A 15,750-nucleotide genomic window follows, 5' to 3' on the forward strand; every position below is an offset into this window, starting at 1 on the left:
ATTAAAATGTAAAGACTATTCAAAGATAATTAATTCTTTCGAGAAGAATCGGGTTTTAAGTTTAATCTTGACTTAGGTTGTAATGGTCTAAACGTCGTATCAACATTCTTTCTTGGAATATCATATTGAGTCAAACCACTCGTATCAGTAGATGAGCCAAAGTTGTCTGTAATATATGAACCATAGTCTTGTTTACGCTTGGTACGATAGAGTCCGCCTGTAGCACGATAATCTGATGGATTTTCGGCAATAATTTGCTCGTAAGTGAGGATTGCAGAGGCAAAATCACCAGTAAACTCCTGACAAATGGCTAAAAAAAGCTTCGCATCAGGATATTTGGGGTTAATCTTGACTGTATGGGCAAACTGCGGTAAAGCAAAACGGTAATTTCTAATTTTGAAATACAACATTCCTGCACTAAAACTAGCCTGCGTTAGGGACGAATCTAACTTTACAGCTTTGGTATAACTCGCCAATGCGCTATCGGTTTGATAGGCACGTTGATAGGTAACCCCCTTTTTATAGTACAATTCCGCATTTTTAGGATGTTGCTTTATCCCCTCATCACTGTAAAATAAGGCTAAATCATACTGACGTAAAGCCGTGTAAACTTCAGCAAACTTAAGATACAGTGGCAAAAACGTTGGTTTGAGATTAAGTGTTTGGTGAAAATACTGTAATGCTGTGGTAGTATCACCTTGTCTAGCAGCAATTTCACCCTTAAAGAAATAGGTTTCACCATGATTTGGTGAAATCTGTAAGGACTTGTTTAAGTATAATTTAGCTTTAGCGAATTGCCCAATTTGTTGATACAAATCTCCCAAAAGCGTAAACAACTCTGGCGACTCAACGTTGAGAACCTCGGCTTTGGAGGCAGCCTCAAGAGCTTGTTGGGGCTCTTTGAGTTCTCTTAAGATAAGTGCTTTTGTTTGGTAAAAATGACCATTGTTGGCTTTCATGCCAATAGCAGTATTGATATCCTCTAAAGCCTCTTTGGGTCTTTCGTCTTCAAGGTACAATTTGGCTCTTTTGTAATAAATTTCAGAAGAACTAGAAGACGAATTAATCAAATCGGTTAAGAATTCAATTGCGGCAGCTCTGCGCGCTTTTTCGGTAACTTCAGGAACGGCAGGGATAGAAAGCCCTTTCTTTGATTCGCTATTACAGCTGACCAAAAAAAGCCCTATTCCCAACAAGAATATATAGTAGAAAAAAAGTCTTTTCATCATTCTCGAAATTACAGCATTTTCGATGAGAATAATTGCTGTATTAAAAAACATTTAAAAGTTCCCGAAACAAACAAAAATTATTGTTTGAAAATATAAATAACAATATATTTGCTATCAGTAAAACCTTAACTAATCACTGATTTTGTTGTTATGAAAAAATTTTATCTTTTAGCACTTTTCTTGTTGCTACTTAAAGCATTAGAGGTGTTTGTTTAGCTTTTTGAGCCATAAAATAGTTATTTAAGAAGATCATAAAGTCAAGTATTTATTTGTTATATGAATCCTCCAGTTTGTACTATTTTTAGATGCTCGCGAAGCGATAATACACCCCAAGAGGAAGTTTCTTTTTGAAAGAATCTTCTAAGTAAAGTTCCCCGAATTCATGATTTTTGGAATGCTCAAAGCTACACTTTACTAGATTTTCAACAATGAGAGAAGAGAATCCCATAGAGTACATATTTAAGATGAGAAAATAATTTTCCTTATCTAAAATTTGTGCCACTGTTTTGAGCATTTCATTAATCTGTTCTTCCAATACCCATTTTTCGCCATCAGGACCACGACCATACGCTGGTGGGTCAAGTATGATTCCTTGATACACATTTCCACGTTTTGCTTCTCTGCGTACAAATTTCATTGCATCTTCAACTACCCAACGGATATTATCGAGCTGACTAGCTTCCATATTATCGCGTGACCAGCTAATTACTTGCTTGATAGAATCTACGTGCGTTACATCGGCTCCTGCTTGTTTGGCTGCGATAGAAGCACCACCTGTATAAGCAAAGAGATTCAATACCTTGGGATTTTTAACAGGCATTTTCTTAACCTTTTCCATAATAAAATCCCAGTTCATAGCCTGTTCTGGAAAAATACCTACGTGTTTGAAAGAGGAAAGTGCCAGTTTAAAATTAAGGTTCAATGTCGGTGTTTGATAAGGCATATACCAACGCTCTACCATTCCTTTTTTCAACATCCATTCGCCTTTTTCTTGCGAACCTTTGTCTTTTTTGAAATAGGCATGTGCGCTATTTTGCCACTCTAATTCTGAGAGTGACTTATCCCAAGCCGCTTGCGGTTCGGGACGACGTAAGATATAGTCTCCAAATTTTTCTAATTTCTCAAAACCACCCGAATCTAAAAGTTGATAAGCTTTCCAATTTTTGGGTGTTGCTGTTTGTATTACGGTTGTGCTCAATGGTTCTGTTGATTAAACTTCTGCAAATAAAAAGCGGTATCCTTTTCGAATACCGCTACAAATTTACAAAAAAGACTTGTTAGAATACGAGCAATTTTGGCTATATGCTCTGAGCTTCCTATTAATATTTTTTAAAAGGACTTTAATCGTCTGAAAAACAGAGCATTAAAGTCTGAAGTTCAATATTTTACTATTCTTCTAAAATATCCCTCGTCAAGAGGATACCATTAAAGCATGCTAAAAAGATACTTTGTTCAAATAGAACACATTACGACGTAAATTTTCAGAATCGTTGTTAATGCGTTGAACACCTGACGCTAAAAAGTAATTATCAAACCAATAATCGATATGGTCAGAAGTAGTTCTTTTTACTACATCTCCTATTACTTGAGTATCTACTTGTTTGGGTGTTAATTCATCGAGTGTCAAATCCTTAACAATGGTTTTGGTGAATATTTGCCCTTTGTTACTGTAGGTCAGGGTAATTTGGTCGCCTTTGATAGAGGCTTGAACTTTCTCGACCAATTTAGGCTCTTTCACATCTTTCAATGGAATGCTGTTGTCCCACAACAAATTTCCTTTTTCGTCAAAAGCCGCTACTACCGCGTGAGTATATATCCAACCATCAAAAGTTTGTGAGTTTCCATAATATCTGTTTCCATATCCCCATGGACTGTAGTAGCTACTAAATGGCGAGTACAAACCGTAGTAGCCGTATCCCCAGCGGTATGGATTATAGAAGGAGTTCCAAGGACTTCCAAACGCACCAGAGCCCCATGAACTAAACGGACTATACGGATTATTGAAGTTGTTATAACGGTAATCGGCATAAAATGCCTCTGCAACAAGAATGTATTTATCTCCCTGTTTAACAATATCATGAACCAAGAAACGGTAATCTAAGCGTAGGTCTTCGCCTTTGTCTCTTTTATCTTGAATTTTCCTTTCTTGCTTTAAGCGTTGTTTTTCACTGAGATAATTAAAGAAGTTTTTGAAATCCGTAAAGCTATAAAACTTCAGTTCAGTTAGCTCATTGTCAAGCATTTTGCCGAAATAAATTCCTTGTGAGGTAGGACCACGCTGTGTACCAATAGAATTTTTGTGACCATAAGTACCAAACATGATTTGGGTGCTATCCGAAACCATATTGAGGCGACCATTCATCATAGCAAAATCTTCTTGGGTATCCATCACAATTTGATTGATAGGAGTACCTTCTTCATCAAATGATTTTACGACCAATTGATAATTTTTTCCTTTGTTGCCGACAGCATACGTAACGTTCACAAAATGGTTTACGGTATCAAGCTCCATCGACTGTAATTCTGCTTGGTTTTTCAAGGCAGAAGGTAATACTTTGGTTTTGCGAGCGGCCAAATCTGTGTACAAGATAATGGGCTGGCTATTGACAAGTCCTCCGATAAATACCGATGAGTTGAGTGCTTGAAAATCAGACACTTCAAGTCTGTCGACCGACATGATTTGGAATTTTTCGACAAAGCCCGGACCAAGGTTTACTTTGATTACTTCAAATACATTGCTACGATAACGGCTAAAAAGCAAGTACACATTTTTGCCATCGTAAGAGTGCTTTACATAATCGAGGTTGCCATCTATCGTACCATTAATATTCCAAACAGTTTCAAGGTTAGTATCAAGTTTAATGAGGTTAAACTGATTTTTGTTGATTTGGGACAAAAGAAGCACGCCTTGCTTTTGCAAAGGAATCGTAAAGTATTCCGATGAAGCCGAAGGCAGTGGAATCTCTACACGCTTTACACTTTGGGCATACATTGTAGTTGTACAAAGTAGCCAACTTAAAATCAACAATATCTTTTTCATATATGTTGTGATTGGGTTATAGATTAACAAAAGCTTGTAGACTAGCTATTTATTCATGAGCCAATCCCACAATGATGTCAAATTCTTCCGATTTTACAGGAGTAACCGACAAGCGAGATTGTTTAATTAAAGCTAAATCTTGTAGTCTTTCATCATTCTTCATTTGTTTAAGTGTAACTGTTTTTGGTAATTTTTCAACAGGTGATAAATCTACCACTACCCAACGATCATCATCTGTAGTAGGGTCGGGGTAATGTTCTTTAACCACCTTAGCAATACCTACAACTTCAAGTCCTTCGTTGGAGTGATAGAAAAATACTAAATCTCCAAGCTTCATACTTTTCATATTATTGCGAGCCTGATAATTTCTGACACCGTCCCACATGCCTACTCCTTGTGCTACAAAATCATCCCACGAATATTTGAAAGGCTCAGACTTTACTAACCAATAGTTCATTTTTATAAGAATTAAGTATTTTACAAATTTTACAAAAGAAAATTACCCATGAATCTTCCTCTTTTGTTATTTCCCCAAAACTAAAAGAAATCTTGATATACTTAACGCTTTGGTCTTGAATCTTGTTATTAAAATTTGGAAGTATTTGCTTCCACTATAGACACAATTTGTAGATAAAAGGTTGATTTGCGGTGATAAGTTTTTTTGAATAAAATCTAAAATGTTGTGTCTGAGTCAATAATAAAAAACGCCCAACCATATTTTATGGTTGGGCGTTTTTGAGAATGCTGAATTTTGAAAACTATGTTTTCGATTCTTATGGGAATTTTGGGAATTTGCTGAAGTCTGGTTTTCTTTTTTCCAAGAAAGCATTTTTACCTTCTTTTGCTTCGTCAGATAAGTAGTACAACAACGTTGCGTTACCTGCCAATTCTTGAATACCTGCTTGTCCGTCCAACTCGGCGTTAAACGCAGATTTTAACATACGAAGTGCCAAAGGACTTTTCTCCAACATTTTCAAACACCACTCAACAGTAGTTTCTTCAAGTTTTTCTAATGGAACTACTTTGTTGACCAATCCCATATCCAAAGCCTCTTGAGCGTTGTATTGGTCACACAAGAACCAAATCTCACGAGCCTTTTTCTGACCAACAACTCTAGCCAAATAAGATGCACCAAAGCCACCGTCAAAAGAACCTACGTTTGGACCAGTTTGTCCAAAACGAGCATTTTCAGCAGCAATAGACAAGTCACAAACCACGTGCAAAACGTGACCACCGCCAATTGCCCAACCTGCAACCATAGCTACAACTGGTTTAGGAATTGAACGAATTTGTTTTTGCAAGTCCAATACATTCAAGCGAGGTACAGCATCTGTACCGATGTATCCGCCGTGTCCACGCACAGACTGGTCGCCACCACTACAAAAAGCACGACCACCTTCACCTGTCAAAATAATCACACCAATACGCTCGTCGTCGCGACAGATATTCATGGCGTCAATCATTTCTTTTACGGTCAATGGCGTAAAAGCGTTGTGTACATGAGGACGATTGATAGAGATTTTTGCAATCCCAGCCTCATGAAATTGAAACAGGATTTCTTGATATTCCTTGATGGTTTCCCACTGAATCATAATTGTATAATTAAATAATGAATAAGCACTAATGCCTTATTGTTCTTTGTCTAATTCTTCGTTGTAAGTAACATCCCAAGTATGGTCGGCCAAAAGTAACACTTTTGCCACATATCTTACATACTTGAACGAACGGCCCCACTCATGCGGTGCAACCAATGACAACAAATCTGTACCGTCTTCTTTCTCGTACATATAGTAGGTTTCGTTGATAATAGGTTCGAATCCTACGGTAGCAGTGTAAATTCTTTCAGAAATTTCACGACGCTGTGCAAGTGCTTTTGCTTGTCTTGCCAAAGTCTCCATTTGTTCGTACAACTGGTTCATTTGACGGTCGGTTTGCTGGCGCATCGCAGTAACAGAGCGACCCTTGGTTTTGCCCATATCCTCTGGTCTGATTACAGCACCACCTGCGGTATGTGCGTATGGTAGCAAACCTGGATTTTCGGCTACTTTATCTTTATTAATGGGATTGATAAATTTATCGTCGGACATCATTTTAATGAAAATTGTGTACTGTTCATGAATACCACAAATTTACTAGAACAAGATTTTTTATTTACTAGGCTAATAAATTTTAGATAATATATCTATTTGAGATAACTGAAATAGATAAGTTGTTCGAATCCCTGTTAATTCTTTTACAAAAATAGGGATATTATCTATTGGGCAGACCAAATTTTGGAGATTTTCCAAGAATTCAATCAAGGTTTTAACCTTGGATACTAATAAATTGTTTTTGAAGTTATAGATTCAATTAAAAAAATGTACAGAGAAAAATATAACTAAAAGGTTGATTTTGAGGTTATAATCGTAATGAAGAATTTACAGGCTTTAATTTGTTTTTATCTGTAAATACATTTAATTTACTAACATATATCCGTTTGTTCTCTTTTCAACTTGAGCCAGTACTCTAGTATTGCAATTTATAATTTCTTCTTTTTAAACATATTGTGCCCTTTTTAATGAATGGTGCACCTAATCTTTTTGTGCGAGAGGATAACAATTAACAATTCTCTTCTAACGTAATTATTGTCTTATTTAAACAACTTCTTTAATCTCATCATGGAACGTAAGGAATTCATGTCGCTCGTGGGCATCAGTGTAGGTGCTGTAATTTTACAAAATTGTTTATCTGGATGCAGTAGCAAGTCGGATCCTACGCCATCGGGGGGTACTACTGGAGGAACTACCACCAATCCGACAAGTACTGGATTTACAGGCAATGCAGCTAGTTCGAAAGGAACTATTGATTTTACCATTGATATTTCAACTTCGGACTATGCAACTTTAAAAACTAATGGCTCTGCCTTGGTGGTTGGCGATGTAATTGTGGCTCGCACAAAAGCAGGAAATTTTATTGCTTTAGCAAAAGCTTGTACACACGAAGGAACAACGATTAATTTTTTGGCTGACCAGGATAGATTCAAATGTCCCAATCACGGTTCAGAATTTTCAACTACAGGTACTGTTTTATCGGCACCTGCTAGTAGTCCTTTGAAACAATACACAGCTTCTTTCGATGCTACCTCTAGTAAGGTTTCGGTAAAGTAGAGTTTCTATCAATAAAATAAGTACTTGGTAAGTAATTTAGTAAAGATTACTGATGTTGGATTGTAGAGGTAAACCTATTTTATCCCAAAAGAGGTATTTTCCCATATTTCCGAAATCAGCAGTCCCCAATCTACAATTGTTTAAAATCTTTACGCCTTACAAAAAATCGACTGTGGTAGACAATGCCACAGTCGATTTGTATTTTTGTGTATGTTATATATTGATTCTTACGAAAACTTGCCCAATTCCGACGATGCCTACGAGCAACGAGCATTGGAATTTTGTGAAAAATGGTTGTCTGGAGCCGAAACTTTTGTCCTTCACACTTCTGGCTCAACGGGTACTCCCAAGCCTATTGAATTAACCCGTGCTCAAATGCAAGCGAGTGCCGAATTGACTGGTAAAACTTTTGGGTTAAACCAAGGCGATACTGCCTTGGTATGTGTAAATATCGAGTATATTGCAGGAGTGATGATGCTAGTACGTGGTATGACTCTTGGGTTAAAACTGGTGATTGTTCCGCCCGTTTCAAATCCTTTTGTGAAATACCCAATGCTATCTCAGTTTGATTTTGATTTTGTGGCGCTTGTACCTCTTCAAATCCAGGAGATTATTGAGAATGGAGGTATAGGATTACAAAAAATCAACCCAATGAAAGCCATTATCGTTGGTGGTGCAGCCGTGAATGCGGCATTACAATCACAGATTCAGCAACTTTCAGTGCCAGTGTTTAGTACTTATGGCATGACAGAAACGGTTTCACATATTGCCATTAAAAGGTTGAATGGAATAGGACTTTCTGATGAGTTTGAGATACTCGATGGAGTCGATATCAAGCTCGACGAGCGTTCTTGTTTAGCGATAAAAGCACCAGCCTCGAATAACGAATGGATATTTACCAACGATGTTGTAGAATTAACCGAGGATAAGAAATTCAAGATTTTAGGTCGATACGACAACATTATCAATAGTGGAGGCGTCAAGATACAATTAGAGGAGGTGGAAAAAGTAGTCTTTGAAATCTGTAAAAAGTATTTCGAGGGATTGTCGAACAAACGATTTTTTGCTTGGGGAATACCCGACGATAAATTAGGACAAAAACTCGTGTTGATTTGGGAAACAAACCAAATCACGAAAACAGAGGAAAAGAGTATTTTAGAAAAATGTGCTGAAAAATTACCAAAATTTAAAATCCCTAAAGCAATTTTTTTAGTAAATACATTTATTGAAACAGCTTCGGGTAAAATTGATAAAAGGGTCATTGCTCAACGTTTGCTTTTGGATACCAACTCATAAAATTTTGGACAATTCATTGCCTTCAAAATTAGCCTTTGTACCTTTGTGACTTTGCTATTTGCTACAAAACAATGCTTTGAGCATGAGCAACAATGTTAGTGTGACAAAACACAATTTTACCAAAAAAAGTATCCAATGGAAATTAATCAATTATCATCATTAGTAATAAAATTTGAGACAGCCGATATGGTCGGTGCTCCATTTTCACATCAGATTTTGCTAAAAATGCAATTTGCTGGGCAGGGCATCGGGGTAGATTTCCAAATCGCCTATATCGATAGAGAAGATTTGAGCGAAGAGGAAATTTTAGAGGAGGGATTCTCACTCAATGATGATTATAGCTGGAAAGGCCAAATCGACAATGCATGGCTTGAGCCTATTAAAGAGATATTGAAAAAAACGCCAAATAAATTTAATCATAAAGCGCTCGAGGAGGAAATGAACTTCTTCGAAATTGAAGTAAATCAACAACCAGCAGGTAACCCAATTAATCAAACAGATTGGGAGTATTTTTTGCAAGAATTGATTCAGGCTATTTATGAAACTTCCCAAAAAGAAGCACCTTTTCATTTGGAATATCGTAGAATCGATAAAGATAAAAATGTGAAAAATTTTGAGTTGAATCTTTACTATGCCAAGCGTCAAGCCGAGGGTATTAATAGTATCGGAAAAACTGACTCAAAACCAATTACTTGGGCGCAAGCTAATGCGATTATTCAGCAGGTTTTTATTGGAGAGTTTATTCCTGATGCAGCCTTGAAAAATGAACCAAAGCATACCGGAAAATATATCTCTGTTGGCGACGGTTATTGGTATGAATTTACCAAAAGCTTAAAACGACCAAATGGCAATAAAGGCTATTTGACGGAATTAGAAAAAACATTCGACCCTTGGGTTGATTAAAAATACCTATAGCGCTTGTTGATGATGAACTCAACAAGCGCTAGAATCCATTCATTCTCGCAAACCAAATTATCTCTATGAAAAAAAGTCTTTTGTTGGTGTTTGGTCTTTTGAGTCCTTTTTTGGAATTGGCTCAGGTTTCTACGAATAGTCTACAACAAAATCCCCCATCAGTTCGCTGGTCAAAAATCAATACGCCACATTTTAGACTTATTTTCCCCACTACTAATCTCGAAGAGGGGCAGCGTTTGGCCAATGTGTTGGAAACAGTTTATGAACCGGTATCTTCCTCTCTGGGTAAAAATCCTCGTAAAATTTCTGTGTTATTACAAAATCAAACCACTGTATCCAATGGTTTTGTAACCCTATTACCACGCAGAAGCGAATTTTTTGTGACGCCACCTCAAGATCCCAATTTGTTGGGAACTAACAATTGGCTAGATTTATTGGCAGTACACGAGTTTCGTCATGTGGTACAAAATGACAAAGCCTTGACGGGTATCTCGAAATTAGCGTATTATTTATTTGGAAATAATGGACTCGGCGTAGTAAGTAGCCTGACCGCTCCCAATTGGTTTAAAGAAGGTGATGCCGTTGGTATAGAAACTGCTATGACTCAATCGGGTAGAGGACGAATCCCGAGTTTTGATATGGCATTACGCGCACAATTAGCTTCAGGAAAGATATATCCTTATGCCAAAGCAGTGACAGAATCGTATAAAGATTTTATTCCCAATCATTATGTAAGTGGCTATTTTTTAACGACTTATTTGAAGAAAAAATATGGAAATGATGCTTGGGATAAAGTATTGACAGGAACCTATCGATTTCCGTTTTATCCTTTTTCTTTTTCTAATAATATCAAAAAAGTTACAGGGCTTCGGGTGGAAGATTTGTACAAAAATGCCTTTTTAGATATTCAAAAAGAATGGATTGAGGAGCAAAACAAGATTACGGAAAACCCTGCTACCCAGATTACGAGTAAAGACAAATACTTTTCGAACTATCTATATCCTCAATATTTGCCCGATGGTAGAATTTTGGTTGTTAAAACAGGCTTGGATATTATTTCGCAATTAGTGGCAGTGGATAAAAATGGAGAAGAGGAAAAAATAGCAGAATTAGGTATCTGGAACGATGCAGGGATGCTCTCTCTGCAAGGAACGAAAGTCGTATGGGCAGAAATTGCCTATGATGCTCGTTGGGCACGTAAGGATTATTCTGTGATAAAAACGTATGATTTTAATGAGGGAAAAATCAAAACGCTCACTCACAAAACTAAATATGCGGCACCAAGTCTGAATACCGAGGCCTCAAAAATTGTCTGTGTCGAAAGTACACCTGAACAAAAATATAGTTTGGTCATTTTAGATGCTCAGTCTGGTCAAGTATTACAAAAAATACCAAATCCAACAAACGCATTTTTACTTCATCCACGATGGACAAAAGCGGATGAGATTGTTTTCGTAAAATTAAAAGATGGACAGAAAACTATCACAAAAACGGATTTGTCAGGCAAAGAAATAGCCTTATTTACGAGTAGTCAAGAAAATCTAGCACATCCAGTATTGAACGGAGATAGCCTGTTTTTTAACTCAGGAGTTACGGGTATTGATAATGTCTATCTTTACCGTTTAGATAAACAAACTCGCTATCAAGTCACAAATCGTAAATTAGGAGGATTTAACCCCGCAATTTCAAAGGACGGAAAAGAGTTGATTTTTAACAATTTTACCAAAAATGGGCATCGACTAGCCTATATGACTTTGCAGGATTCTGATTTGAAAGAAGTGAATCCTAGTGCAACTACAAGGTATTTTGGGGAAATGATGCTGAAAGAGGCACATCAAAACCTGTTGAAGCAAGTGCCAAATCAGTCTTATGAGGTAAGTAAATACAGTAAGTTTAATATCTTCAATATCTATTCGTGGGGAGCTATGACTACCTCTACTGGTAATACGCTTTATGCAGGTTTATCATCTCAGGATATGTTGGGAACTACCGCTATTTCGGGTGGCTATACCTATAATATGAATGAGCAAACGAGTGGAACCTATGCCAATTTGAGTTTTCAAACATTTTACCCAATGCTTGATGTTTCGTGGCGTAATACTCAGCGGAAGACTACCCTGTATTTAGACAATGCACAGCCTTTGGATAGCTTAGCGTCAGACCGATGGAATCAACAGGAATTATTGGTTGGGTTGAGAGTACCTCTAAATTTTACTAAATCAAAATATATTCAATCATTATCTTTCTCGGCCAATGTGGCAATGATGCAAGTAAGTGGCTATGACTTGAGTAAAAGATATTTGACAGAATCTTACAATGGACTGAATCAGTCTATGATCTATACATTCTCGTATGTTAGACAATTGAAGCAGTCGCTTAGAGATATAGCACCTAAATGGGCACAGAGTTTAAATTTTTATTACAGAAATGCTTTTGCTAGCGTAATTGATGGAGGATTGGCGGCTTTACAAGCGAGTATTTATACACCAGGCTTAGCTCCCCATCATAGTTTGAGATTGCGTGGAGGATTCCAACTACAGTTTGGTTTCAAAAATCAGGATGGTTCGCCAAACAGCAAATTGTATTCGTATGGAAGTCCGCTTGCCTATGCAAGAGGCTATTCGTATCGTAATTATGAGTACCTAAATACGCTAAGTGTTGACTACAAAATGCCACTAGCAACACCCGATTGGAATATAGGAAGATGGGTATATTTGAAGCGTCTTAAAACCAATTTCTTTGCAGATTTCTCACATGGTGAGACTAATTATGATTTTACGGTTCGTCAGGGAACAAAAGTTTTAAATTATAAAGGTAGTGATATAGGTAACTTTAAATCTTATGGTCTGGATATTTCTGGGGATTTTCATTGGATGAGATTTTCTCAATCTTTTGAGGTCGGTATAAGATTCGTATATTTGCAAAACCTGAACCAATTTTTGATACAGCCTGTAGTTTTAGACATTGGATTTTAATACAATGTCTGCCTTAACCAAATAGCCAAACAGGGGTGTACCGCAAATTATTTACATCCTTAAAATAGAAAAAATGAAGTTACTAGACTCACGAGTTTACTGGATAGGACAGTTTAGCTGGTGGACTTTTACCACTTTTGTGCTCAGACAACCTAACTCAAAGTATTTTGAGCAAGGTTATAATTTGCCTATCTATTTAGTAATTAGTTTTTTTATTGGATTAGTTCTTACACATATTTATAAAGAGATATTCAATAAAAAGCTTGCTGATAAAAGAAATGTTATACCATATGCGCTACTAGGAATCGTAATAGTAGGCGGTGCTTTCTATTTACAAGACTTTGCTTTTGGTTTTCAGCGATATAGAAAGCCAAGTATGGGTTTGCCGCTTGAGCTTTACGATTATTTACAGTTTTACGTAGAGTCAGTCCGTTATGTTATTATTTGGTTTTTGTTTTTCCATTTAATCATCATGGAAAGGGTTTCGCATCAAAAGGAGATACAGCTAAGTAAAGCTGAAACGCTTCTCAAAATTGCGGAGTTAGAAAACCTTAAAAATCAGCTTAATCCGCATTTCCTTTTTAATGCTATCAATAGCATCAAGGCACTTACCTTGACAGACCCAGCCTTGGCACGCCATGCGTTGACAGAATTATCAGATTTGCTTCGGACGTCTTTGTCAATGGGGAATCACCAATTAGTGAGTTTTGAGGAGGAGTTAAAATTGGTCAAAGACTATCTTTTTTTGGAAAAATTAAGATACGAAGAAAGATTGCGATATCAGTTTATGATAGAAAGAGCCACTATGGGCTGTAAAGTACCACCCATGTCGTTGCAATTATTAGTTGAAAATGCCATCAAACATGGTGTTGGAAAAACGAAAAATGGTGGTGATATAATGATTCAAGCCCGAATGTCAGAGAAAGTTTTGATGATAAGGGTTACCAATGCTGGTACGCTAAGTTTAGAGAACAAACGAATAGGAGTAGGGATGAAAAATCTTCAACGCCGACTTTCTATTAATTTCCAAGAAAAAGCAGAATTACAATTATTACAAGAAGAAGATAAAGTGGTTTCGCAGGTTGTTATTCATTATTCATAAAGAGGTGTTATCTCGCATTTAGTGAATTGAAATAATCCATTTCTTTAACTATTTATCAAAAAAGGCGGTCGAAAAACAATTTTCGACCGCCTTTTTTTGATGCTACTATACTAGATATGATTTGGCTTAAGACGCAATCATTGCGTCTCTACTACGAGAATACAAATTTTAACATAATCACTAAATCACTCAACCACCAATCACTCAATTTATGAGTCTCTCTACTCTTTCGGTGACTTGGGAACTACCTTATTTGAAAACAAATGAGTATCGCCAAATAGATATAAATTTCCCAATAAATTAAGCTTCTTAAACTGTGCTGATAAGCCTGTTCCAACAACGACTTCATGATTCTTCAAAATGGTTACTTCATCCAACGCTGTGGGAATTCTACCGCAACTCCAAATGCCTGTGTCGTGCCAATAGCCCGATTGAATGGACTCTAAAGGGTATAATCCTGCAAAATTGTTGGGTGTATATAACAAAGGACTAAATAATTCTCTATCCTGAGCATCTTTTACTCGGACTCTAGCAAACTGATTTTGTGATAAATTGACACTAGTATTTTTACTGAAAACTTGTTTAGCTAAAGGGTCATTACTCCACTCAATCATTGAATATAGTGTTGGATTTGAAAGCGTAAATTTTAAGCTCGTAATACTAGCACAAGTGCTACCAATCAGGGGTAATGCGGTACTCAGAATAGGCGTTGACGTGCTAAAAAAATGACTATCTAAATACATATTCCAAGCTTGTGCCAATTTTACAATTCCTTTCCCTTGAAAGTGTACAGAGTCAATGGTTCGAATTGATGGGCCAATCAGAGAATCGGTGGCAGGTCCAATAAATGTATTGGGTAAATAGTTGGCCTGTCCTTGTCCATTGATACCAAGCACATCGTTTTGTGCATCAATCACGGGTTGCCAAACTCTTGAGGCTTGGATACTTAATCCCCTAAATCTTGTAGCTCGTGCCACCACCCACGCCAGATTGGGTGCATTGCTATGTTCTCTTGATTTTTCTATAAGTCTTTTTAACTTTTTTCCATAAGTATCTCGGTCTGTTTGATATAAATTATCAGTCTCACCCTGATGCCATAGAATTGCTCGTAAACCAAACTGAGCAGTGTAAAAGCGTAATGAGCTTCTTAAATTTCCATAAGGCAAACCTCTTGGATAAGTAATAAATTCGCTTGGAGTAGCCGTACTATCTTCGGCAGATGACACCCACGAGCTTATGCCTGATCCAGACCAACCAGCATTGAAAAAAAGAATAGGGACATTAAGTTTCTTGGCTAAGGAGTCACCCAATACACCCCAACACCAAGCACTATTGCCAAAAGGCGCTAGACGAAAGGTGGAATCTATTTGAGAAATTACAGGATACGGGTATTTTGTGGCGCCATAAGTAGTACTTTCCCCGTTAAAATAATTGATGGTTTCGACTCTATCATCGGTAGCGCTAGGACCAAATATGTTCTGATTCCTAAGTTCATTATCTCCTGTGGCATTTGACTGCCCTGCAACGATAAAAACTTCGCCAACTCCAACTCTTTTTAATGTATCAATACCTATAAACGTAAGTCCATCAAATGCCCTAACAACCAAATCATACCAGCCTCCTGAGAGAGTAATTTTGGTATAGCATGTATTGGATTGGGAGTTTTTTTGAACAGTAATCCAGTCTGTAGATGTACCTTGAGGAGTACTCATAGAACGAGCAATCGCTTGAATTTCAATTTTTTGGACAGGTTTGTCAAATTGTAGCACTACAGGGACTTCTGCCTGATTGTTATTATTTCTTTGAAATACAAATCTACTTTCAGGATAGCGAATTTTTATCTGAGCCATTCCTAGTTGGGTGGCTAATAGGTAGATGAATAGGAGTGAAAAAAAGTATAAATGTCTCATTTATAAGCTACTTAGGAAAAGGAGATGTTACTCCTGAAGACATGAAATTATGGAAAACTCTACAAAAGCAATGCCATCTAGTAAGATTTTTTGAAATTTTACAAAAATGGATTCTTTTGAGAAGAGTTTATTAAGGT

At 37.0% G+C, this 15,750-nt stretch carries 12 protein-coding genes; 5 read left to right on the forward strand and 7 right to left on the reverse strand.

The window, feature by feature from the left end; all coding sequences use genetic code 11:
* Positions 1 to 29 precede the first annotated feature (29 nt).
* From QM524_RS01050 to QM524_RS01075, 6 genes are all read right to left on the reverse strand, one after another.
* Complete coding sequence (locus QM524_RS01050) at positions 30 to 1,229, reverse strand: tetratricopeptide repeat protein (RefSeq protein WP_283343090.1); 1,200 nt, start codon at positions 1,227 to 1,229, stop codon at positions 30 to 32.
* Between the two features lie 301 nt (positions 1,230 to 1,530).
* A complete protein-coding gene (locus QM524_RS01055; protein WP_095167288.1) occupies positions 1,531 to 2,427 on the reverse strand; it encodes a class I SAM-dependent methyltransferase in 897 nt (298 codons plus the stop codon).
* 237 nt (positions 2,428 to 2,664) lie between these two features.
* A complete protein-coding gene (locus QM524_RS01060) occupies positions 2,665 to 4,269 on the reverse strand; it encodes a hypothetical protein (protein WP_283343091.1) in 1,605 nt (534 codons plus the stop codon).
* Positions 4,270 to 4,318: 49 nt separating this feature from the next.
* Positions 4,319 to 4,726 carry an EVE domain-containing protein gene (locus QM524_RS01065; RefSeq protein WP_095167292.1) on the reverse strand — a complete coding sequence of 136 codons (408 nt, stop codon included), beginning with the start codon at positions 4,724 to 4,726 and terminating at the stop codon, positions 4,319 to 4,321.
* A gap of 316 nt (positions 4,727 to 5,042) precedes the next feature.
* Positions 5,043 to 5,861 carry a 1,4-dihydroxy-2-naphthoyl-CoA synthase gene (gene menB, locus QM524_RS01070; RefSeq protein ID WP_095167294.1) on the reverse strand — a complete coding sequence of 273 codons (819 nt, stop codon included), beginning with the start codon at positions 5,859 to 5,861 and terminating at the stop codon, positions 5,043 to 5,045.
* 36 nt (positions 5,862 to 5,897) lie between these two features.
* Positions 5,898 to 6,356 (reverse strand): DUF2452 domain-containing protein, encoded by a 459-nt coding sequence (locus QM524_RS01075; protein ID WP_095167296.1) that lies wholly within the window; start codon positions 6,354 to 6,356, stop codon positions 5,898 to 5,900.
* A 570-nt stretch (positions 6,357 to 6,926) separates the two neighbouring features.
* Here QM524_RS01075 and QM524_RS01080 point away from each other — a divergent pair.
* From QM524_RS01080 to QM524_RS01100, 5 genes are all read left to right on the forward strand, one after another.
* The gene (locus tag QM524_RS01080) at positions 6,927 to 7,415 is read left to right on the forward strand and encodes a QcrA and Rieske domain-containing protein (protein ID WP_283343092.1); all 489 of its coding nucleotides are present in this window, start codon (positions 6,927 to 6,929) and stop codon (positions 7,413 to 7,415) included.
* A gap of 210 nt (positions 7,416 to 7,625) precedes the next feature.
* Entirely contained in the window at positions 7,626 to 8,711 is a 1,086-nt protein-coding gene (locus QM524_RS01085; protein WP_283343093.1) for an AMP-binding protein, read from the forward strand.
* Between the two features lie 135 nt (positions 8,712 to 8,846).
* Positions 8,847 to 9,614: a hypothetical protein gene (locus tag QM524_RS01090; RefSeq protein ID WP_283343094.1), complete on the forward strand. Its 768-nt coding sequence runs from the start codon at positions 8,847 to 8,849 to the stop codon at positions 9,612 to 9,614.
* A gap of 77 nt (positions 9,615 to 9,691) precedes the next feature.
* The gene (locus QM524_RS01095) at positions 9,692 to 12,601 is read left to right on the forward strand and encodes a TolB family protein (RefSeq protein WP_283343095.1); all 2,910 of its coding nucleotides are present in this window, start codon (positions 9,692 to 9,694) and stop codon (positions 12,599 to 12,601) included.
* A 73-nt stretch (positions 12,602 to 12,674) separates the two neighbouring features.
* The gene (locus QM524_RS01100; protein ID WP_166578502.1) at positions 12,675 to 13,703 is read left to right on the forward strand and encodes a sensor histidine kinase; all 1,029 of its coding nucleotides are present in this window, start codon (positions 12,675 to 12,677) and stop codon (positions 13,701 to 13,703) included.
* Positions 13,704 to 13,924: 221 nt separating this feature from the next.
* On the opposite strand, the gene QM524_RS01105 is transcribed toward QM524_RS01100, so the two are convergent.
* Complete coding sequence (locus tag QM524_RS01105) at positions 13,925 to 15,553, reverse strand: sialate O-acetylesterase (protein WP_283343096.1); 1,629 nt, start codon at positions 15,551 to 15,553, stop codon at positions 13,925 to 13,927.
* Between the last annotated feature and the right edge of the window lie 197 nt (positions 15,554 to 15,750).

Source organism: Flectobacillus roseus (assembly GCF_030056595.1).
In the GTDB taxonomy this organism is placed as follows: Bacteria; Bacteroidota; Bacteroidia; order Cytophagales; family Spirosomataceae; genus Flectobacillus; species Flectobacillus roseus.